The organism is Streptomyces sp. 4F14, assembly GCF_048159485.1.
Lineage (GTDB): Bacteria > Actinomycetota > Actinomycetes > Streptomycetales > Streptomycetaceae > Streptomyces.
Genome location: NZ_JBLRVY010000055.1, coordinates 14812 through 35283 on the forward strand (window position 1 = coordinate 14812; position 20472 = coordinate 35283).

Below are 20472 nucleotides of genomic sequence, written 5' to 3' on the forward strand. Positions count from 1 at the left end.
CCCTTCTTGCCTCCCCCGGGCCGTCGGCGACCCAGGGGAGGCAGGAAGGGGGCACCGGACGCCCGGCAGCCTCCGATACCTCGATCGCCCACCTGAGTGAGACATGACCGATACACCCCTTCCCGAGTCTCAAGTACCCGACTGGAAACGGCATCTGACGGGCCTTCCGTCGCAGTGGCCCTGCTCTGTGGCGGAGCAGGCGGCCGACCCGGTGGTGCGCGCTGCGATCCGCCGCGCCTACGAGGCCCGTGCGAGCATGAGCGGCATCCGTGCCGTCACCGGCCGTTCCCACGCTCTCATCCGGCGGATCCTGATCGAGGAGAAAGTGCTGCGCCCCAGGGGGCGGTCGCAGCGGTGCTCCGCCGTCCTGGAAGGGCACGCGTCCTGGCTGGAGGCGGTGACGGGCGTGCTGCGCGGGCGGATCGAAGACGGAACGTATCCGGTTGGCACCGCCCTGCCGTCCATGAAGACGCTGGCCGCCGACCTCAGCGCCCTCCGCTGGTCGGTACAGGAAGCGGTCCACCGGCTCGCAGGTCAGGGGCTTGTGCTCCCCGTCCCGTCGTACGGCACGGTGGTCACCGACCCCCGCCACGTCCCGGACCTGGTCGCGACCGTGCGGGTCGGGTCCCGTACCACGTACTGGCCGCTGCCGGGGACCAGGGCCCGCAGGGCCGACCAGCTCCGCCGGACTCTCCTGCACGGCCTGGCCGACGGCACCTACGCCCCCGGCCCCCTGCCGGAAGTGGCGGACCTCGCACGGCAGGCCGCCGTGCCCCGGTACGAGCTCGCCCGCGTCCTCGCACCGCTCGAACAACGCGGCGTGCTGGTCTGGAGGCAGCGGGAGCTGTGCGTCCCCGACAGCGCCCGGGACCGGGCCGCAGATCTGCTGGCGGCCACGGAGGGCGGTGAGGAACGTGCTGCATGACGTGGTGCCCACCGGCGCGCGGGTCCCTTCCTCGGCCCGGGTCTGGGGTTACTGGGCCGGAGGCAAGGATTTCTACGAGACCGACCGCGTGGTCGGGGACGTCTGCCGGGAACTCGCCCCGCAGATCAACATCGTGGCGCGTGCGTCCCGCGCGTTCGCGGAGCGGGCTGTGTCCGTCCTCGCCGGGGAGCTGGGGGTGCGTCAGTTCCTCGACGTCGGTCCCGGCCTGCCCGGGACCGTGAACACCCACGAGGTCGCCCAGCGCATCGCCCCGGACACCCGGGTCGTGTACGCCGACCACGATCCGCACGTCGTCATGCACCTCCTGACCTGGCACCACAGCACCCCCGAGGGCGCCGTCGACAGCTTCCACGCCGACCTCCGCGAACCCGGCCCGCTCCTCGACACCGCGTCCCGCACCCTGGACTTCGCCCGCCCCGTCGCGCTCGTCCTCACCAGCGTCCTGGGCCACCTTCCGGACGACGAGGCACTCGCCGCCGTCCGGAAGGTGACGGCCGCTCTGTGCCCGGGGAGTTTCCTCGTGCACTGCGACGCCACCGACACCAGCCTCAACCTGCAGGTGGCGCACGCGTGTTACGACGCGACCGGGGCGCTCCCGTACACCCTGCGCAGTGCGGAGCGGATCGCCCGCTTCTACGACGGACTGACTCTGCTGGAGCCCGGGATCGTCTCGTGCCCGCTGTGGCGCCCCACCCCGGCTCCCGCGTGTCCGCTGCCGACGGACCTTTACGGAGGCGTCGCCCGCATCTCAGGCGGACCGCACATGAAAGGAATCGTCTGATGCTGCCACCGGCGAAGCCGCTGACGTGCGGCGCCCGCTTCCGCGTCGACCGCCGGCTCGTCCCCGCGGCCGGTCCGCACACCCCCGGGAGCCTGTTCAGGTCGTCCGTCCAGTGCCCGATCGCCGCACACGTCCGCGGCCCGCACTGGGGTGTTCTGCGGGACGCGGTCCGGGCGGGGGCCACGCTCGGCCGGCCGGCCTGGACGACCTGGACCATCCAGCCCACCGGCCCGCTGCCCGTCCACGTCCTGCCTCCCTGCCCGCACACCCCGGCGTGCTCCCTGTTCGCCGGCCATCCCGGCAGCTGCTCCCCTCACCTCGACCCCGCCCTGAGCACGGACCCCGGCCGGACCGTACGGATCGACCACGCGCTCAAAACTCTGACGGAAGACGCCGGTACCGGATGCGGCACGGACGATGCCGCACAGGCGGCCCACGACGCGGCCCTCCTGTCCTGGGACGAGCTGCGCTCCCGCCCCCGCATCCTCGACGCCCTGCCCGAGGGCGACCTGGCCACCGTCCACCGGCTGATCGGCCGCTGCGCAACGGTGCCCGCCCTGGACCCGGCGGGAGTCGGGACGTTTGTACGGGAAATCAGGCAGGTCACGTGTCTGTGGGCGCCGGGGCCCCTCCACGGCCGGCGGCTGTCCCACGGGACCGCCGCCGAGTTCTGGCTCAGCGTCCTCACCGAGCTGCCGTCCGACTGGCAGGCCGCAGCCCTCAGCGGCCGGTACGAGCAGATCCTGCCCCCGCCCGGGAGCCCGGAGCGGCTCTCCCTCTCGCGGGGTCCCGGGGGTCTTCCCTTCCACGACGTGCTCCAGTACGCCCGCCGGCAGGCGGCCGCCGGCCACCCTCCGCCGTCCCCCGCCCCGGACCACGAACCCGGCCGCTACCGCGACCAGGACCGTGTGCTCGGCGCCGATCTCGCCACCCGCTTAGCGGCCCTGCCCTACGGGTGGCGGGCCGACGCCGTACGACGGATCGCCGACGGCACCACCCCGCTCGACGTGGTCTCCGAGGCCGCCCAGGCCATCAACGCCCTGCGGTACTACGGCATCCGCTTCGCCGGGAACCGGACATGACCACACAGGCGACCCCCTCCGACTGGCGGCGGGAGCTGGAGAGCCTGCCACGGACCTGGCCGAAACCCCTCAAGGACCAGGTGGCTGATCCGGTGGCGCGGACCGCTGTCCGCCGCGCCTACGAAGCCGGGGCGCCCGTCACCGAGATCTGCCGCCGCACCGGCCGCTCCCCCGACGCCGTACGCCTGATGCTCTCCCTCGAAGGGGTGCTGCGCGCGCCCGGCGCCCGCGGGTACCGGACACGGCTGCCGCCGGGCTACCGCAGCTGGGCGGCCTACGTGAGAGCCGTGGTCCACAGGCGGCTCGCGGACGGCACCTACCGCGCCGAGTGGCCGCTGCCCCCGCACCGGACCCTGGCCGGGGAACTGGGCGTGGGACCCGAGGTGGTCTACAAGGTGGTCCGCCAACTCCGCGACGAAGGGCGGCTGCGCCGGGAAGGCCGCCGCCTCGTGGTGACCGGCGCGAACCCGCCCTCGCCTTCGCCACACGCCCAGCCCCGGGGCCGCTCTCCCCCGACCACGGGACGCGTGCCGCCGAACCGGCACACGCACGTGCGGGGTTGCCCCGCCTTGATCTTCCCTTCCGACGCCTTGAACACCGACCACAGGAAACCAGTGACCCGCTTCGCCGTCCTCGACGAGACCCGCCGCCACCCCGACCTCGCCGAGCAGATCTCCGCCATCCTCCACACCGTCGCCCCGATCGTGACCGAGACGACGGGCCTCACCGTCCCGCCGGACGTCCGTTTCCGCCTGATCACGCCGAAGCAATGGCGGACCGCTTTCCGGTACAACGCCGGCCGCATCCTGACCCGGGACATAGCCGACCTGGAGATGACGCCCAAGGAGATCACCCAGATGCGCCGCGTCCTGAAGATCGGCGGGATCGTCCCCGTCGTCATCTGGCCACTGATCGCCGGGGTGACCATGGAAGCCACCGACGGCCAGACCGAGACCGTGATCGCGCCCCGCACCCTCCAGCACAGCGGCTACGACACCAGCCCGCAGTGCCTGGCCCAGATCGTCGCGCACGAACTCGTCCACCACGCCCAGCTCGCAGCCCGCACCGACGCGTGGGAGGAGACCCTGTTCCCCGACCGCCGCGGGCGCGACCGCCTCGCCGGACCGACCGTACTGGAAGGCCACGCCACCTGGGCCGACCACAAGATCACCGCCCACCTCTACGGCACACCGGTCAACGCCGCCCAGCACGCCAAGCGGTCCCGGCGCTTCCGGCTCCACGCGGCGATCGCCCGACTCACCAGGCTGAGCCTTCCCCTCTCCCACTACGAACAGGGATTCCGCCTCATCGCGCGGGCCGTCGACGCGAACGGCACCGACATGGTCAACCAGGTCTGGACCGACGCCTCCCTGCTGCCCACCACCGAGGAGATCACCGACCCCGACACCTGGGCCCGACGACTCGCCGCCGCCCCAGCCCAACAGAACTGACCCGCCCGCCGCAGGAACGAGGGACAAGAAGACATGAAGGAGAACCCCCGGGCAGAGGGCGGCCTCACCCCGCAGGCCGGGGACCCCGGTGCCCGGCCCTCCGACTGGCAGCAGGCCCTGGCCGGCCTGCCCACGACCTGGCCCAGGTCGCTGGAGGAGCAGGCGGCCGACCGGACGGTCCGCACGGCGGTCCGGGACGCCTACCTGTCCGGCGTGAACGTCGCCGAGATCTGCCGCCGTACCCGACGATCACCCAAGGCCGTAGTGCTGATGCTGTCCCGGGAGGAAGTGCTGCGTGCCGCCGGCGGCCACGGTCCCCGGGTGGGCCTTCCGGCGGGCTGTCCGACCTGGTCGGCGTACGTGACGGCGGTGGTGCGCCGCAGGCTTGCGGACGGGACGTACCCGGCCGCGACGCCCCTGCCGTCGTACCGGGTGCCGGCCGCCGAGCTGAAGGTCTGCCGCAGCGCCGTCTGCGCGGCGACCCGACGGTTCAAAGACGAAGGGCGGCTACGCCGGGAAGGACGCCGCCTCGTGGTCAACGGGCCTGTCAGGAGACCGGCACTGCCGGTTGCGAACCGGACGCAGGAGACCCATCCGGGGGCCCGCACCCGCTCCCGCCTGTCCGGCGCAACGAATCCCGGCGAAGGCGAGACGGCCGGATTCCGGGGGAGGACGCCGTGACCACGCTGCCCGTCCACCGCCTCGACGAACTCCCGCGGACGATCACCCGGCATCTCGACGACGCCGGCCGCCACCGGGTCCTCCGCCTCTACACCACGGTCCGCGACGACATCCTCAACGGGACACTCGCGCCGGGGCATCTCGTACGAGCTGCCGATCTGGAGGACCTGCTGCGCCCCCGGATGGCCGTCCACACCGTCACCGGCGCCCTGTGGCTCCTGCACGAGGACGGCCTTCTGGAGACCCAGGCGCCCTACGGGACCCGGGTACGGGTCAGGGGACAGGAATGGACGCCCCCGGACGACGGGACACCGCTCACCGTGCATGTCGAGAAAGCCGTCCGTGAACGGCTGGCCGACAAGACGTACCCGTCCGGCACACGCATCCCCGCCTTGCATGTGCTGGCCGACGAGTTCGGGGTGTCCGGCCGGACTGTCCGTGTGGCACTCATGCCGCTGTTCGCGGACGGCTATCTGGCCGTCTCCGAGTACCGCAGGGACGGCACGAGGGTCACCGACCTCGTTGCCCGCACACCGAGCGACGTCCTGCTCCGGCTCTCCGGCACGCCCGCCCCGCCCTCTCAGGAGACCGACTACACCCTCTGGGACGAGACGAAGTCCCTGCTCGCATGGAGCCGCGACCGCCGCTGCCAGGTCTCCGGCCAGCTGCTCAGGATCCGGGTCCGCACCGAACGGTGGCCCCTGGAGCGGGCGCTGACGACACCGGCCCGGACGTACGCCCCGACCGAGCGGCCCTTCGGCCGGCCGGGACAGGAAGAAGCCGGCCGTCCCGGACCCGACCCGGCAACCGCACCGTCCACGACGCACAAGATCAAGGAGACCGTGCTCGACGTGGCACTCGCCCTGCACCGGTCCGGCAGGTGGAAGCGCACGGGAATGCTGGAGATCGCAGCCGCCGCCCGCGTGGCACGCCAGACCCTCTACAACCAGTTCTCCCACTGGGACGGGATCACCCAGGCGCTCCTGGCCCGCGAGACCGGCCGGCTCCTGGACGGCGGCAGCCGCCGCTGGCACCAGACCCGCGCACAGGGCGCCGACCCCGCCGACTGCCTCACCGCGGCCGCCTGCTGGATGCTCGCCGCCAGCCGCTCCCACCCCCTGCGCCGCTACCTCCTCCCCAGCCCCGGCCCCGGACGGCCGGACACGGCCGACAGCCGGGCCCTGGCCGACCTCCTTGCCGAGATCCGCTGGCGCCTGGCCGGCACCACCACAAGCGACAGCCACCTCCACGCCGTCGAGACCGTCCTGCGCCAGGCCCTCTCCTACCTCCTCCTGCCCGCCGAATCCCACCGCCACGCCCGCGCCCAGATCGCACACACCGCACGGCGCCTCCTCCCGCCCGCCACCGTCCCGGCTGCCACCGGTCCGGTGCCGAACCACTCACCCGCCCTCGACCCTCAGGCCCGGCGACCAGGACCCGAAGACGATCATCGATGAACCGAGAAAACACTGTGAACGCCACCGGCCAGAAGGACACCGCTCCGAAGTGGCAGCAGCATCTGGAAGGTGTCCATGTCCCCGGGAAGGGAGTGCGGATCGCAGGGGCCGAGGGTGAAAGAACGCGGGAGGCGATTCTTGCGGCCTACGCGGACGGGGGAAATCTGAGGGAAATAGCAGCCTATCTCGGTCGCTCGTACGGGAGTGTGCGCAATATTGTCTCCGGTGCGGGAATCCTCAGGCCAAGAGGATGGAGAAAAGAATTTTCGCCGGACCTCCTTCCTCCTCGGGAGAGAGCCGAGAAAACCCTCCGTGAGATCATCGCAAGCGAATCCTACAAACCCAACCATAAACTTCCGCCTCTCAGGGACCTCATCCGTGCAGCAGGCGTGAGTCGCACCACCCTTGAGCAGGTTGCCCTGAAGCTTCAATTGAAAAGCCTCCTGCTTCTGGTGCCGGGAAGGGGATACGTGGTGATCGACCCCGCCGACCCCCCGAAAGGCGACACCCTTCAGGTGTGCGTCTCTCCCGGACGGTGGGAGAATTGGCTGATCGGCAACCAGAATGTCACGAACGTGGCTTACCTCAAGAAAGCCATCACAAGACAGATTCGGGAGGGTGCCTGGCCAGCCGGAAGCAGGGTGCCGGCCCAAGCCGCCATAGCCCGCAAATTCGGCACCTCCCGACCTGCCGTAAGGTCAGCCCTTCACTTGCTCGAAGACCGCGGACATCTCGTCAGGCGCAAGAGGTTCCTCTTCGTCCCCGACCCGCCTTCCTGCCCGTCGCCCGCCCGGGGTATACCTCCCCGCCGTATCGGCACAGCCCCCTGTCCGCCACCGACCGCCGAACAGAGCTAATCAGCCCACGCCCCACCCTGCCTGCGCCCCGCCTCGACCTTCGGGGAGTTGTCCCCCGCCCCGGCGCCGCCGTACAACCGCGGCGCGCATAGCCCCAAAGACGATCACCGAGAAAAGGACTCCCCCTTGAACGCCGTCGACGAAGAGAATCCGGACTTCACATGGCAGAAGCACTTGAACGGAATACGCGCACTCGGGAAAGGAGTCCACCTCAAGGGAGAGGAAGGCGAAAAAGCGAGGGAGGCGATCCGCAAGGCTTACTCATCCGGCGGCAGCATCAGGGGGATAGCGGATTACGTGGGCCGCTCCTTCGGGTATGTGCACAGAGCTCTCGATGCGTCCTCGGCGATTTTCCGCCCCCATGGAGGGAGCCGACCGGCCCAAAAAATCCTGGCTTCCGGCGCCGACAGAGTGGAGAGAATCCTCCGGGACCATATCACTGACGGCACCTATGAGGTGCACCACAGGCTCCCGTCATTCAATGTCCTCGCCAAGGAGATACGGATGACCTGGAAGACGTTCGAAACCGCCGTACAGAAGCTGGCGACGGATCACCTCTTGCTCCAGTTTCCCCGACGGGGGTACGTGGTGACCGACCCCGCCGACCTTCCGAAGGGCGACACCCTCCAGGTGTGTATCCAGCCTGGCCGATGGGAACGATGGCTGATCGGGGAACCCGGGGTGTCGAACGACGAACACCTCAAGAAGATCATCATTGAACTGATAGAAAAAGGGGACTGGAGGGACGGTCACAAGATACCGACCCGGTGGGAAATAGGACTCCGATTCGGAGCCACCGAAAATACTGTGCGTCTGGCTCTGTGTTCCCTGGAAAAGGACGGGCGCCTCGTCAGGAGTGGCCGGAGTCTTTCCGTCCAGAATCCGGACTGGAAGCCCCAGCCGGAACAGGCCGAGGAACCTCCCTCAAAGAGCACGGACACTGCCCGGACGAGCGGGACCGTCTCCGCACAGGACCGTCCGTGACTCCGGCCCTCCTGCGGCCGACACACGGCCCCGTACAGCGGGCCGTGCCTCTCTTCCGGCGAGGGTTGCGACCGCATCAGCACGTCGCTGCTCGATCTGGCCCGGCAGAGCGCGTGATTCGGTGTGCAGCCCGACTCGTGGCGGCACCTGCCCGCATGCGACTCCGAAGGCTTCGCCCTCTTCGCGACCGGAGTCCTGCAGTGACCGGCACCGCTGTGGGAAGCAGCGCCAGGCGGCTATGCGGCGGTGCCGTCGGGGCGAATCGGCGGGGGCAGCGTCCGCAGGCGCTCGGCGAGTTCGGCCGCCGAGTCGGTGGCCGACGTACCGAGGACCCGCGCGAGGCGAGCCAGGCGGTTGCACGCGGTGGCGCGCAGCCGTGGCGGCGGGACGAGGTCGAGGACACCGAGCGCACGGCCCGCCGCCTGTTCCGGGGTATCGCGGGCTTCGGCGAGCGCGAGGACGAGGGTGGCCGCCACCCAGCCGGGGGTCTCGGCCGGGGCGGCGGCGACGGACTCGCGGGCGACGCCGGCGGCGCGGTCGAACCGTTCCAGGGTGAGGTGGGCCTCGGCGACGTGCAGGCGGTGTTCGGCACGGTCGTAGCCGAAGCGGCCGGGGAGTTCCACGCCGGTGCGCATGATCTCGTCGCTCTCGGCGACGGCGTCGTCCGCCTCCGGGACCCGTTTCAGCGCGGCGAGTGTGGGCAGGAGCGCCCAGCCCAGGAGCTGGGCGCGGCGCAGGCCCTGGGGTGCGTGCTGGAGGCCGTACTCGGCGTGTTCGCGGGCGTGGTTCCAGTCCTGACGGGCGGTGGCGACCATGGCGAGGGCGCCGCTGGCCCAGGCGGTGAGGGCCGGTTCGTGGGTGGATTCGCCGAGGGCGCCGGCGAGGGTGAGGTGGGCGCGGGCGCCGGGGCGGTCGTCCAGGTGGTAGGCGAGGTTGCCGAGGAGTGCGGACAGCCAGCCCACCTGGCGCCGGAGGTTCTGTGCCGTCGCAGGGTCGGCAGCGGCCACCGCGGTGGAGAGGAGGTTGCGGGTCGCGCGGACTTCTTCCAGCAGGAGTGCCGGCGGGTGCTTGCTGTAGTGGAGGGCGTAGTGCTCCACCGCGGCCTCGGCCAGGGCGACCAGGGCCGGGGAGCCGCTGGGTGCGTCCAGGACGGCCCACTGGACGGATTCGCGGATAGCGGGCAGTCCGCTGTCAGTCGTCATGGATCCCTCTCGGCCGGTGCTTGTCTCCTCGCTGTGGTGCCGACCGTAGTGGAGTGGCGGCGGGGACGCGCAGGTGCTGCACCACAGACAGTGTGTCGCCAGGCCGAGTTGGTCGGGACGGGCCCCGTAGGCGCGGGAGATCATCAGCCGGAACTCCTCGCCGGGAGCGTCCTGCCCGTGTTCGTAGCGGCACAGCATGGCCTGCGTGAGACCTGGCGGGAGCAGACCGTCGTCCCGATAGGTAGCAGCCACTTCGCGGATCGCCTGGGCCCTCGACCATCCCAGCGCCAGACGCCACGCCTCCAGGGCGGTGAGTTCGGGCAACTCCGACCGCGGTGCGGTGACGATCCGCTCCTGGACGTATCCGACACGCTGACATTGAGTGCGGATCCGGGACGCCTCGCGCTGGATCTCGGCACGCCGACCTCGGGAAACTCCGCCCATTCCCCTGCCCCTCCGCCGCTCTGCCGCGTCTCTGGTCCGTGCCGACCCATCCATGCGCCGGACCGGCATTGCGCAGTCCGGTCAATGTCTCTACAGAACATCGGCAATGACTGTTCGTCAGTAGCAGATGCACCGTGGAACTCGGTGCTCGGCGGGCGCTGGGCATCGCGTCTTCGTACCGCTAAGGACGGAACGAGGAGGCCGTACGGCAGACCGGGATCTTCCGATGCGCACACTGCCGCAGCGGCTTGCGCCGTCCCTGCCTTCGGCTCTTCAGGGGTAATCATGGGTGTCAGCACCGTTCCGGTACCGACCGGATCTCTTACCATCTCCGACGCACTTGGCTTCGAGGCCGCACGTCAGGGCTCCGGACTTCCGCCGGGGAGCCGGTGCTCCCGCCCGCACGGTCGTAGCTGTGAGGCTGGGGCGGTCCTCTCCTTTTCCTCCGGGCGCCCGGGTTCCTCGGAGAGGCGGAGGATTCTCGCCGTTGTCGGCTTACGCCGGTCAGACGGCGCGGGCGTGGTGGAGGAGTTCGTCGACTCCTTCGGCGCCCGCGTGCCGTTTGAAGTCGGGAGTCATCTGGGTGACGAGGTGGATGCACCGGGGGGCTCCGATCGCGTGGCCGAGGCGGAATGCTTCGGTGGCGGCTGCGGCGGCCCGGTCGGCTTCGCCCGCCGTGAGGTATCCGCGGGCCTCGTGGGCGAGGAACACGGCCCGGGTCTTGTCCCGGCTCGTGGGGAGCAGGGTGATGCCTTCGCCGATGAGGTGGTGGGCGCGTTCGGGGTGACCGAGGTCGAGGAGGCACTGTCCGGAGTCGACGAGGAGGTCGGCGGGCTGCATCCAGGTGCACCAGGCGGGGGCGGGGTCTCCGCAGGCGCGTTGGAGCTGTGTCTCAGCGTGGGTGAGGGAAGTGCGGCAGGCGGCACCGTCTCCGAGGGCGGCCTGGGCGCGGGCGAGGCGCAGGTGGAGGAGGGAGCGGGCGGTGGGGTGGCGGGTGCGGGTGCGGGCGTGGTCCAGGAGGTCGGCCGCGGTTTTGGGGTCGTGGAGCCAAGTGGCCTGGTAGGCGAAGTCGGAGAGGATTCCGGCGCCGAGGTCTCGGTCGCCGGAGGCGTGGGCGCTGTGCAGGGCGCCGTGCCAGTGCCGGGCGGCTGCGGCATGGTGGCCCTGGTCGAAGCGGTGCCAGCCGATCGTAGAGGCCGTGCGCGCGGCCAGGACGTGCAGGCGGCGGCCGACGGGCTCGGTGTAGTTGCGGGCGTCGATGAGGTCAGCGACGGTCGCCAGGTGTGCGTCAAGCAGGGTGCTGGTGTGCCGACGCTGCGCGGTGACCAGGCCGGTGAGTTTACGGCCGGTGGCTTCGAGGAGGTCGACGAGTTCCCCGTCGACCTGCCTGCCGGTCAGAGCTTCGGCCGGGGAACGGGGCTCGGTGGTGGCCCACTGGTGGGCCAGTCCGGTCAGGGCGGCGGTGCTGTAGGTGAGGAAGGTACGGCGGTCCACGGCGCGCAGGGCCTCTCGGAGTGCGGGAACGGAACTGTAGGGGCCGAGAGGGAGCGCGGTGTCACGGCCGGGAAGCCAGTTCGGCCAGCCCAGGGCCGGGACGAGACTCGGTTCGACCTCGAAGACGTCGGCGAGGAGCATCTGGGAGTCCGCGTCGGGGACGGCCCGGCTGTTCTCCCAGCTCCAGACGCGCTGCCGGTCCACCCCGGAACGCAGTCCCCGGCGCAGGGCGGCCCGCCGGATACGGCGGGCGAGTTCGGGCTGGGACCAGCCGCGCTCGGTCCGCGCGTGAGCGAGAGGGTGACGGATCAGGTCGTCCATGACTGGCATCCCATCATCCTGCGTCGCCGTCAGCATACTGCGCGTGGCAGCGGCACTACACCGGCACTACACCCAACTCCTGTGCCGCATCGAACAGTTGAGCTGTACTCGTCGAACGGTTGCCCGCTGCGCACGGCGGCTGACGAGCCCGAGCGGCAAGCCGCTCGGGCCTGCCGGTCCCGAACCGCCCTGCGCGCTTCAACTCGTACCTCTTCCTGCTTCCCTCGAAGGAGCCGCATGCGCACAGCTGTCGTCGCCACATGCGACTTCCACTCCAGCGTCCCGGGCGGCAATGCGACCCTCGCCGCCTTGGCCCGCCACCGAGAGGCCGGTGCCCTCGTCATCGATGCGGGGGACTTCTTCGGCGGCAACGCCTTCCACGAGTACTCGCAGGGCGCAGCCGAGGAGCAGATCCTCCGCGAGTGCTACGACGCCGTCGTGCCGGGGAACCACGACCTCGCCGACTTGATGCGTCTGCGGGACCCGCAGCGGTTCCCGCCGGTGGTCTGCTGCAACCTGAGACCGCCCTCCGGTTTCGGCGGGCGGTGGGAGAACGGCCTGCTCCTTCCCGCACACGGTCTGCGGGTCGGTATGGTCGGGTTCATCGGCGCGCAGGCGTACGAAGCGGTTCCGGCGGCGGAGCGGGCCGGGTTCACCTTCCAGGAAGTGTCCGCCGAGTTGCTGGCCGCCGAACGCGACCGGCTGCTCTCCTTGGGAGCCGATGTCGTCATCGGGGTGAGCCACAGCGGCTTCCAGCACGATGTGGCCCTTCAGGAAAGCGGGTTGAGCCCGTTCGACCTGATCGTGGCGGCCCACTGCCACCGTGAGCAGTACCACTGGACGTCGGGTCCACGGCATGTCGTCAAGGCCCCGGAGCTGGGCGCCGGACTGCTGCGTATCGACTTCGACGGCACCGGCGCGCAGACCTTCACCACGGAGTACCACCCGCCGGCCGCCGGCCTGGCCGGACCGGGTGCGGGCTTCCTGCCTGGGTACGGGGCATGGGGAGCCGAGATCGTCGGCCGTCTCGCGACCGCGGTTCCGGACCGGACTGTCTTGGCCTGGCTGCTGGCGGCCAAAGCCCGCACGGACAGCGGAACCGACGCCTTCCTGCTGAACCTGCCGACCCTGCGTGCCGGCCTGCCGCGGACGGTGACGCGCGGGGCACTGGCCGACGCGGTGCCGTTCGACACCGCGCTGGTGCGCCTCGCAGGTGAACACGACACCGGCGAACTCGTGCGCAAGGTGAAGGTCCTTGGCGAGGAACCCGTCTTCGCCTGTGCGTTCACCGATGGGCACGTCACCGTGGCCACCACCGCCTACCTGGCCGACCGGCTGGGGATTCCCCACCTTCCCGTCGTGCCCCGCACCACCCTGCGTTCCACCGTCATCTCTCTCACCAAGGGGGCTGCATGAGTGCCTTACCCGTCCTGGGCGCCACTCATCTCTTCGAAGGACCCGACGGTCACCGCTCCTTCGAGGAAGAGTTCTACGGCCCTCTAGAGGGGCGCGCGGTGATCGCGTTCGACGACCCCACCGACCACGAACGCAACCAGTCCATGGCGCTGGGCCTGTTGTCCGCCCTCGGCACGGTGCTCAGCGTGTATCCGGATTTCGGCCCGTGGAGCGACCTGACGGTGCGGCCGGACGTCGATCCCGGACGTACTCACGGCACCGGGGAGAACCGGCTCCACATCGACATGGTCGACCGCGAGCAGACCCCGCGGATCATCGCCCTGTACTGCGTACGCGACGACCCCCGGGGCGGTGGCGCGTCCGCTCTGGCGGACATGTGGGCGGCCGTCCTGTCCCTGTCCTCCGAGGACCTCGAACTCCTGAAGAAGCCCGCCTACCGGTACTGGACCGACGAAGGCGTGTACGGCGTTGGCCCTTCCCTCGGCGTCTTCCCGATCGTGCCGCGCCGCAAGGCATGGGGGCTGCCCGTTCGCTTCACCAGCAAGATGGGCCCTCACCTGGACCAAGGGCAGTTGGTGGACACGGACCGGGTCGCGGCGGACGAAGCGGCTGCGGCGTTCGCCCGCCTCACCGCGGCCGTCCACGCGCAGCGCACCACACACCGTCTGGAGCCCGGCCAGCTCCTAGTGTGGGACCAACTGCGCTACGCCCACGGCCGCATGCCGCTGGGAGAAGGCCAGCACGAGCTTCCTGGGGACGAGCGGCGCCTGCTGCGCCAGACCTACGTGGCCGGAAGGGGCGTGCTGTGATCCTCACCGGTACGGCCATTGCTGAGGCCGTCCAGCGTGGGGAGATCACCATCAGCCCGTTCGACGAGGCGATGGTCAACCCCAACTCCTACAACTACCGTCTCGGCAGCACCCTGAAGGTGCCGGCCGTGGACATCGTCGACGCCCGCCGCGACACGCCGTGCGAGGAGATCGCGATCCCCGAGGACGGGTACGTGCTCCAGCCGCGCACGGTCTACCTCGGGGCCACGGCCGAGACCATCGGGAGCGGTGTCTACGTCCCCAGCCTGATCGGGCGCTCCTCCCTCGGACGTCTGGGCCTGTTCCTTCAGATCAGCGCAGACCTCGGCCAGTTGGGCGCCTGCCACAGCTGGACCCTGGAAATGGTCGCCGTCCAGCCCTTGCGCGTCTACTCCGGAATGAGGATCGGCCAGGTGTCCTTCTGGGCGCACGAGGGCCACCGCCAGCCCTACCAGGGCTACTACGGGCACATCAGCGAGCCCGCACCCTGCCACCCGCACGCCGCGCTCGGCAACGCGACCCGTGTCCTGGAGGCGACGGCATGATCCTCACCGGACCCGAGATCACCCACCGCGTGAAGAGCGGCGAGATCACCATCGAGCCCTTCGACCCCGGCTGCGTGAGCCCCAACAGCTACGACTTCCACCTCAGCGAGGACATCGGCTGGTACCGCGAGGACGTACTGGACTGCCGCACGGACAACCCCTTCGTACGCGGCACCATCCCGGCGGACGGCCTCGTCCTGGAACCCCACCGGATCTACCTGGCCTCCACCGTCGAGACCATGGGCAGCGAGCACTTCGTGCCGATCATCCGGGCCCGCTCCTCCACCGCGCGTCTGGGGCTGTTCGTCCACGTCACCGCCGACCTGATCGACATCGGCTCCATCAACCGGTGGACGCTGCAACTGCACGCCGTCCAGCCCGTGCGGATCTACCCCGGGATGCGCGTCGGCCAGGTCACCTTCTGGCGCCCGCTGGGCAGGATCGTCCTGTACGACGGCAAATATCAGGGTTCCACTCTCCCCATGCCCTCGCAGGTCCACCGCGACTTCGGGGCGGTGGGCTGATGCCGCTCCTGCTCTCTTCCAAGGACAGGGTGGTCGCGGTGGTCGCCCACCCGGACGACGCCGAACTCCTCTTCTTCGGCACGCTGCGCCGCTGGCGCGACGCCGGCGCAACCGTGACGGTGCTGCTCGTGACCGACGGCACGAACGGCGTCTCGCTCGCCGACCAGGCCGTCGGGACGACGCTGGACTCCACCACCCGGCCCGCCGAGTCCGTCGCCTCCTACGACGGCACCGGAATCGGCGTCGAATGCCTGAACCTCGCCGACGGCGCACTCCACCTCGATCGGCAGCTGATCTCCCGGATCGAAGCCGCGCTGGTCCGTCTGGAGTGCACCGTGCTGCTGACCCATCCGGTGCACGACGGACGCGACCACCAGGACCACCACGCGGTGTCACGGGCCGCGCTGAACGCCGTGGTCCGGGTTCCCACCTGCACCACGATCCTGTGCGGCCAGCCCTTCGGCCCCCACCAGAAGGTGACCCCGACCGTCCTGGTCGACATCACCGATCACCTCGACGCCAAGGTCAAGGCCCTCCAGGCCCACAAGACCCAGTCCGGCCGCTACTACCTCACCGACGCGTTCACCCGGCATCGCGCCGCGGAGGCGGGCTGGAGCCTGCTCCCGCAGCAGACCGCCGACGGACGGTCCTACGAGGCCCTGGTTCCCGCACTGCTTCTCCTCGACGGCCCGCCGGAGCACTCGTGATCTACATCGAGCAGCCGGCGTTCCTGCCCTGGCTCGCCTTCTGCGAAGCCCTGGTGGCCTGCGACGTGGTCGCGCTCTACGACGACGTGCAGTTCGAGGACGGCGGCTGGCAGAACCGCAACCGGATCAAGACCAAGACCGGCACTCAGTGGATCACCGTCCCCGTCGTCAAGAAACACGGCCAGCTGATCCGCGAAGCCCGCATCGCCGACGCCTTCGCCCCCGAAACCCTCCTGCGCACCCTGCGCATGGCCTATGGCCGGACCGCGTTCTTCGACGAGACGATGGACGTTCTCGCCCCGCCCCTGAACGCGGGGCACCTGTTCCTGGCCGATCTCAACGCCGAGATCCTGCACCGCATCCGCGACGCGCTCGGCGCCCGCTGCGACCTCCGCTCGACCTCCGGCATGGCCCTGCCGCCCACCGGCCGCATCGAACGGATCGCCACCGTCTGCGAGCGCACCGGGCAGTTTGTGCTGTGGGCCGGGTCCGGCACCCGCGGCTACCTCGACACCGCGCCCCTCACTCGCGCCGGCATCACCGTCCTGTGGAACGAGTACGCCCCGCGCCACCCCGTCTACCCGCAGACCTGGGCCTTCCGGGGATTCATGCCCGCCCTCTCGGTAGTCGACGCCGCGTGCAACCTCGGATGGGCCGGCCTGCGCACCCTGCTCCTCGACGAATTCACCACCTACCGCTCCCAGTTGAACGGAGTGACCGGATGAGCCCCACCCGCATCCTCACGGGCATCGACCTGCCGGCCGGACCGTCCTGCGGCAGCATGATCCTCGCCGCCGACACCTACCGCGCCACCCCCGACACCCGCACGACCTTCCTGCCCCTGCCGCCCGTCGACCCTGCCTGGCACCACCCCTTCGACCGCCTGCACACCCTCCGCACGACCAAACAGCCCTACGGCACACCGCAGTTCGCCACCTACATCGACGAACTGACCGCCGAGGTCGAAGAGCTGATCACCCGGCGCCGACCCGACGTCATCCACGCCCAGCAGCTGGGCTTCGGACTCAGCCCCGCGCTCACCCGCGCCGCCGCCGGCATCCCCGTCATCAGCATCGCGCACGGCACCGACGTCCTGGCCGCCACTCACCTCGAACAGGCCTGCGACACCCTGACCGAGGTCGTTACCGCCAGCGCCTTCGTCGTCGCCCCCAACTCCACCCTCGCCGAACGCATCGCCCACCTCACCCACCACCGCCACACCGACCGGATCACCACCATCCCCTGGGGCATCCCCACCGCCCACGCCCACGTACGCCACCGCCCGCACGACAGCAACAGCCCGCTCTCCCTGCTCCACGCGGGCCGCCTCGACGAGAACAAGTCCACCGTCACCGCCATCCAGGCCCTCGCCCTGACCAGACGACCTCACCGGCTCACCGTCATTGGCAGCGGCCCCGAACTCACCCACCTCACCGACACCGCCCACGACCTCGGCGTGAGCGACTGCGTCACCTTCGAACCGTTCCTTCCTCGCGAGGAACTCTGGCGCCGTTTCCCCGACTTCGACGCCTTCGTGTTCACCACCGCCGAACTGGAAGCCTTCGGCCTCGTCGCCATCGAGGCCCAGGCCCACGGCCTGCCCGTCGTCTACTCCGACCTCCCCGGCATGGGCGTCACCCTCGCCCAGGCCGGCAACCCTTACACCCCCGGCGCCCCCGACAGCCTCGCCGCCGCGATCGACCAGCTCGCCCACGACACCCACTGGCGCGACGCCCTCATCCGCGCCGACCTGGACAACGCCCGCCGCTACGACATCGCCGCCACCGCCGGTCAACTCGCCGCCCTGACCACCCGCGCCGCCAACTCCTCCCGCACCTGACCCCCTGCCAACGGGGGGCCACCCCAACCGCCCTCTCACTCCCGTCCATCAGGAGGGCAACGTGCCCAGCACCGACCTGGCCTTCGCCCCTGTCCCACCCGGAACCTTCCGACGCCGCGTCACCAACGGCTGGCTCCAGACCGTGCATGTCACCAAGACCGTCCACTGGCAGACCACTCCCGTCAGCACCGGCCTCTACCAGGCCTACCGCACCGCTCACGGCATCACCGCGGACCCTCAACTCGAAATCTGGGACGGCGACTGGAGACCCGGCCCTCTGTTCAGCGAGGCCAACATCCACGGCGACGACGTCCCCGTCGTCGGCGTCTCCCACGACGACGCCCTCGGCCTCATCGCCTGGCTGTCCCAGCGCGACGGCCGCGCCTACCGGCTGCCCACCGAAGCCGAGTACGAACACGCACTACGGGCCGACTGCCCGTGCACCGTCACCTGTGACTCTCACCGCGTCATCCGCCGCAAGCACACAGGCCGCACCTGGCCCGAAGCCTTCTTGGCTTGCTGGAACACCGCAGAACAAACACCGAACCCGCACGGAATCCGAGCCCTGAACGGCGTGCTCTGGCAATGGTACTCCGACTGGTACGCCCCCTACCCCGACACCACCGACGTCACCGACCCCCGAGGGCCCGACACCGAACCCACCTCGTCCCGCTGGAAAGGAAAAACCTTGCCCGCCGGACACATCATCCGCGGCGGCTCCTACTCGTACCCGAAATGGTACGGCCTCTGCAACAACCGGCACTTTTCTTTCCCCGGTGACCGAAACGTGAATCTAGGCTTTCGGATCGTGGTCGATGACTCCTGACCGGAGCGAATATGACCATGGAAAGCAATGGCCAGCCCTCTTTAATGGAAAGACCCACGAATGAACAGCCGGTATGAAATCCAGCCCACCCATCGCGCACCGCAGCCGCTGAAGGTCGCGATCACCGGCGGCGCCAGCGCCGGACACGTCGTCCCCGCCCTGGCCGTCGCCGCCGAACTCCGCCGAGCCGGCATCGATCTGGTCTACTTCGGACGCGCCGACAGCATCGAAGCCGACCTCGCCGACAAAGCGGGCATCCGACTCGCCCCCGTCCCCTCCGCCGGCCTGCACCGCTACCGCTCCTGGAAGAACGTCGTCATGCCGCTCACCGTGCTCCACGGCGTGTTCACCGCCTGGCGGGCAATGCGCCGCGAACGCCCCGACGTCGTCTTCAGCAAAGGCAGCTACGTCTCCGTACCGGTCGGAGTGGCCGCCTGGCTGAACCGGATTCCCCTGGCCATCCACGAATCCGACCACACCCTCGGACTGGCCAACCGCATCCTCGCCCGCCTCGCCCACACCGTCTACCTGGCCGAACCCGGACAGAACCTGTCCCGTCGACTGACACGCAAGACCGTCGTCACCGGCCTCCCCCTACGCGACGACCTCGCGGACGGACAACCGGAGAAACTCCGCACCCAACTCGGCATCCCCACCGACCTTCCGGTCCTGCTGATCTTCTGCGGCAGCAGCGGCAGCACCCGCATCAACGACGCCATCCGCCGCCAACTCCCGTCCCTCACCGCCCGGTTCTCCGTCATCCACATCTGCGGCCGCAGCAACCTCGACCCCACCTTCAGTCGAACCGCCAGGTACTGGCAACTGGAGTACCTGCACGACGACATGGTCGACGCCCTGTGGCTGGCCGACCTCGTGATCGGCCGAGCCGGCGCCACCACCCTCGCCGAACTGGAAGCACTACAGAAGCCCGCAGTACTGATCCCGCTCCCGGCATCGGTGAGCCGGGGCGACCAGTTGGACAACGCCCAGGCGTACGCCCGACGCGCAACCTGCCTCGTCGTCCCGGACGACGACCAACTCGCGGACGGCCGCGCAATCGTGACAGCTTGTGCGCACTTGCTCCCGCAGCTCCAGGCCGCCAAACCGCGACCCGACCGGGAGAAGATCCGCTCCGCGGCACGGGACATCGCGAACCGGACCCAATGGCTTGCGTGCCTTCGGGATCACCGCAGGAAGTGACTCCACCAGGTTGCCCGTGGTCAGACCCGCCCCTCGGGCAACTCTCCCTGGAACAGCACATGCCAGTGCATGTGCTTCGACTCCTGGTAGTCGCCCTCGTTCGTCACGATGCAGGCAGCTCCGTGTTCCTCCCGAACCTGGGCGGCAACTTGGCGCACCACTCGCAGGACATCCATGAGGAGGTCTTCGCCGCTGTCCCCGAGGTTCACCAACGATGGGGTGTGCTTCTTGGGGACCACCACAATGTGGACCGGGTAACTCGGCCGGGTGTGCTCGAAGGCCAGTACCGTGTCAGTTTCCTCCACCACCTTGATCGGCGTCTTCCCGGACAACGCTTCATCGCAATAGAAATCCGACAATTTAACCTATCCAATCTATAGAAATGCAAGAAAAGGAAGCCGCCCGGAGGCGACTCGGAAGTAGCTTCATCCCATCGTTTCTGTGATGTCGATCACGGCTCAGGCTACATGGGGTCGCGACCTTCCAATTGCTGAGCACCTTCGCGAGGCATTGGTCGAAATAATTTTCGAAATAACTCAAGGTGCGGATTTATCGAATTATTCCCCTCTGGGGTGAAATGGGGCCGCTGACTCCTCGGTCGATCGATCGCTCGAAGCGCCCCCAGCGCCCTCGTTGCGCCCCTCTGGCGGGTGTCGCGCCGCCTCGGTCGCCGCCTGAGGGCTTGCGCTGGCTGGCGGTTCGGTGGAATCGGCGGACCTTTGGAGGGTTCGGGGTGAACTCGATGGAAGTGCGGCTGGCGCCTCTCCGCTCCGCGCGCCACCCTCTGGCCCCAGCTCCCCTGACCGTTGAATCGCACATATGTTCGACCGTGGCTTAGGCTGAGGTCGGCGCACCGGAGTGGCCGGTGCGGCGTCCGAGCCGGGTGAGGGAGATGAGTGCGGTGG

General features: G+C 69.7%; 20 protein-coding genes. 17 read left to right on the forward strand and 3 right to left on the reverse strand.

All coding sequences use genetic code 11. The annotated features are described in order from the left end of the window. Positions 1 to 103: 103 nt before the first annotated feature. The 8 genes from ACLZOT_RS48985 (at position 104) to ACLZOT_RS49020 (ending at position 8239) form a co-directional block, all read left to right on the forward strand. The gene (locus ACLZOT_RS48985; protein ID WP_416975809.1) at positions 104 to 925 is read left to right on the forward strand and encodes a GntR family transcriptional regulator; all 822 of its coding nucleotides are present in this window, start codon (positions 104 to 106) and stop codon (positions 923 to 925) included. After that, positions 915 to 1727, forward strand: coding sequence for an SAM-dependent methyltransferase (locus tag ACLZOT_RS48990; RefSeq protein ID WP_416975810.1), 813 nt, complete (start codon positions 915 to 917; stop codon positions 1725 to 1727). The genes ACLZOT_RS48985 and ACLZOT_RS48990 overlap by 11 nt, the downstream gene beginning before the upstream one ends. Next, positions 1727 to 2809, forward strand: a complete 1083-nt coding sequence (locus ACLZOT_RS48995) for a hypothetical protein (protein ID WP_416975811.1) — start codon at positions 1727 to 1729, stop codon at positions 2807 to 2809. The genes ACLZOT_RS48990 and ACLZOT_RS48995 overlap by 1 nt, the downstream gene beginning before the upstream one ends. Beyond that, positions 2806 to 4260: a zinc-dependent metalloprotease gene (locus ACLZOT_RS49000; protein WP_416975812.1), complete on the forward strand. Its 1455-nt coding sequence runs from the start codon at positions 2806 to 2808 to the stop codon at positions 4258 to 4260. The genes ACLZOT_RS48995 and ACLZOT_RS49000 overlap by 4 nt, the downstream gene beginning before the upstream one ends. A 33-nt stretch (positions 4261 to 4293) precedes the next feature. Beyond that, positions 4294 to 4941 carry a hypothetical protein gene (locus tag ACLZOT_RS49005; RefSeq protein ID WP_416975813.1) on the forward strand — a complete coding sequence of 216 codons (648 nt, stop codon included), beginning with the start codon at positions 4294 to 4296 and terminating at the stop codon, positions 4939 to 4941. Next, positions 4938 to 6398: a GntR family transcriptional regulator gene (locus tag ACLZOT_RS49010; RefSeq protein WP_416975814.1), complete on the forward strand. Its 1461-nt coding sequence runs from the start codon at positions 4938 to 4940 to the stop codon at positions 6396 to 6398. The genes ACLZOT_RS49005 and ACLZOT_RS49010 overlap by 4 nt, the downstream gene beginning before the upstream one ends. Before the next feature lie 14 nt (positions 6399 to 6412). Beyond that, the gene (locus ACLZOT_RS49015; RefSeq protein ID WP_416975815.1) at positions 6413 to 7255 is read left to right on the forward strand and encodes a GntR family transcriptional regulator; all 843 of its coding nucleotides are present in this window, start codon (positions 6413 to 6415) and stop codon (positions 7253 to 7255) included. 126 nt (positions 7256 to 7381) lie between these two features. After that, positions 7382 to 8239, forward strand: a complete 858-nt coding sequence (locus ACLZOT_RS49020; RefSeq protein WP_416975816.1) for a GntR family transcriptional regulator — start codon at positions 7382 to 7384, stop codon at positions 8237 to 8239. A gap of 236 nt (positions 8240 to 8475) precedes the next feature. On the opposite strand, the gene ACLZOT_RS49025 is transcribed toward ACLZOT_RS49020, so the two are convergent. Together ACLZOT_RS49025 and ACLZOT_RS49030 are read right to left on the reverse strand one after the other, a co-directional pair. Next, the gene (locus tag ACLZOT_RS49025; RefSeq protein ID WP_416975817.1) at positions 8476 to 9885 is read right to left on the reverse strand and encodes a Twin-arginine translocation pathway signal; all 1410 of its coding nucleotides are present in this window, start codon (positions 9883 to 9885) and stop codon (positions 8476 to 8478) included. A gap of 504 nt (positions 9886 to 10389) precedes the next feature. Further along, positions 10390 to 11700 (reverse strand): helix-turn-helix transcriptional regulator, encoded by a 1311-nt coding sequence (locus ACLZOT_RS49030; RefSeq protein WP_416975818.1) that lies wholly within the window; start codon positions 11698 to 11700, stop codon positions 10390 to 10392. Between the two features lie 237 nt (positions 11701 to 11937). Between ACLZOT_RS49030 and ACLZOT_RS49035 the strand changes: the two genes are divergently transcribed. From ACLZOT_RS49035 to ACLZOT_RS49075, 9 genes are all read left to right on the forward strand, one after another. Continuing rightward, positions 11938 to 13116, forward strand: a complete 1179-nt coding sequence (locus tag ACLZOT_RS49035; RefSeq protein ID WP_416975819.1) for a metallophosphoesterase — start codon at positions 11938 to 11940, stop codon at positions 13114 to 13116. Next, on the forward strand, positions 13113 to 13925 hold the full coding sequence (locus ACLZOT_RS49040) for a TauD/TfdA family dioxygenase (protein ID WP_416975820.1): 813 nt from the start codon (positions 13113 to 13115) through the stop codon (positions 13923 to 13925). The genes ACLZOT_RS49035 and ACLZOT_RS49040 overlap by 4 nt, the downstream gene beginning before the upstream one ends. Then, the gene (locus tag ACLZOT_RS49045) at positions 13922 to 14470 is read left to right on the forward strand and encodes a dCTP deaminase domain-containing protein (RefSeq protein WP_416975821.1); all 549 of its coding nucleotides are present in this window, start codon (positions 13922 to 13924) and stop codon (positions 14468 to 14470) included. Before ACLZOT_RS49040 ends, ACLZOT_RS49045 begins: the two co-directional genes overlap by 4 nt. Next, the gene (locus ACLZOT_RS49050; protein WP_416975822.1) at positions 14467 to 14994 is read left to right on the forward strand and encodes a dCTP deaminase domain-containing protein; all 528 of its coding nucleotides are present in this window, start codon (positions 14467 to 14469) and stop codon (positions 14992 to 14994) included. Before ACLZOT_RS49045 ends, ACLZOT_RS49050 begins: the two co-directional genes overlap by 4 nt. Further along, entirely contained in the window at positions 14994 to 15701 is a 708-nt protein-coding gene (locus ACLZOT_RS49055; protein WP_416975823.1) for a PIG-L deacetylase family protein, read from the forward strand. The genes ACLZOT_RS49050 and ACLZOT_RS49055 overlap by 1 nt, the downstream gene beginning before the upstream one ends. Then, the gene (locus tag ACLZOT_RS49060) at positions 15698 to 16426 is read left to right on the forward strand and encodes a WbqC family protein (protein WP_416975824.1); all 729 of its coding nucleotides are present in this window, start codon (positions 15698 to 15700) and stop codon (positions 16424 to 16426) included. The genes ACLZOT_RS49055 and ACLZOT_RS49060 overlap by 4 nt, the downstream gene beginning before the upstream one ends. Further along, entirely contained in the window at positions 16423 to 17541 is a 1119-nt protein-coding gene (locus ACLZOT_RS49065) for a glycosyltransferase family 4 protein (protein WP_416975825.1), read from the forward strand. Before ACLZOT_RS49060 ends, ACLZOT_RS49065 begins: the two co-directional genes overlap by 4 nt. 61 nt (positions 17542 to 17602) lie before the next feature. Continuing rightward, positions 17603 to 18367 carry a formylglycine-generating enzyme family protein gene (locus ACLZOT_RS49070; protein WP_416975826.1) on the forward strand — a complete coding sequence of 255 codons (765 nt, stop codon included), beginning with the start codon at positions 17603 to 17605 and terminating at the stop codon, positions 18365 to 18367. A gap of 60 nt (positions 18368 to 18427) precedes the next feature. Next, positions 18428 to 19567: a UDP-N-acetylglucosamine--N-acetylmuramyl-(pentapeptide) pyrophosphoryl-undecaprenol N-acetylglucosamine transferase gene (locus ACLZOT_RS49075; RefSeq protein ID WP_416975827.1), complete on the forward strand. Its 1140-nt coding sequence runs from the start codon at positions 18428 to 18430 to the stop codon at positions 19565 to 19567. Positions 19568 to 19587: 20 nt separating this feature from the next. Here the strand turns inward: ACLZOT_RS49075 and ACLZOT_RS49080 are convergent, their stop codons facing one another. After that, positions 19588 to 19926 carry an HIT domain-containing protein gene (locus tag ACLZOT_RS49080; RefSeq protein ID WP_416975828.1) on the reverse strand — a complete coding sequence of 113 codons (339 nt, stop codon included), beginning with the start codon at positions 19924 to 19926 and terminating at the stop codon, positions 19588 to 19590. Positions 19927 to 20472 lie beyond the last annotated feature (546 nt).

Coding starts and splice junctions, on each gene's coding strand:
- ACLZOT_RS48985 (WP_416975809.1), top strand. CDS start 104: ATGACCGATACACCCCTTCCCGAGTCTCAAGTACCCGACTGGAAACGG.
- ACLZOT_RS48995 (WP_416975811.1), top strand. CDS start 1,727: ATGCTGCCACCGGCGAAGCCGCTGACGTGCGGCGCCCGCTTCCGCGTC.
- ACLZOT_RS49000 (WP_416975812.1), top strand. CDS start 2,806: ATGACCACACAGGCGACCCCCTCCGACTGGCGGCGGGAGCTGGAGAGC.
- ACLZOT_RS49005 (WP_416975813.1), top strand. CDS start 4,294: ATGAAGGAGAACCCCCGGGCAGAGGGCGGCCTCACCCCGCAGGCCGGG.
- ACLZOT_RS49025 (WP_416975817.1), bottom strand. CDS start 9,885: ATGGGCGGAGTTTCCCGAGGTCGGCGTGCCGAGATCCAGCGCGAGGCG.
- ACLZOT_RS49030 (WP_416975818.1), bottom strand. CDS start 11,700: ATGGACGACCTGATCCGTCACCCTCTCGCTCACGCGCGGACCGAGCGC.
- ACLZOT_RS49035 (WP_416975819.1), top strand. CDS start 11,938: ATGCGCACAGCTGTCGTCGCCACATGCGACTTCCACTCCAGCGTCCCG.
- ACLZOT_RS49040 (WP_416975820.1), top strand. CDS start 13,113: ATGAGTGCCTTACCCGTCCTGGGCGCCACTCATCTCTTCGAAGGACCC.
- ACLZOT_RS49050 (WP_416975822.1), top strand. CDS start 14,467: ATGATCCTCACCGGACCCGAGATCACCCACCGCGTGAAGAGCGGCGAG.
- ACLZOT_RS49055 (WP_416975823.1), top strand. CDS start 14,994: ATGCCGCTCCTGCTCTCTTCCAAGGACAGGGTGGTCGCGGTGGTCGCC.
- ACLZOT_RS49065 (WP_416975825.1), top strand. CDS start 16,423: ATGAGCCCCACCCGCATCCTCACGGGCATCGACCTGCCGGCCGGACCG.
- ACLZOT_RS49075 (WP_416975827.1), top strand. CDS start 18,428: ATGAACAGCCGGTATGAAATCCAGCCCACCCATCGCGCACCGCAGCCG.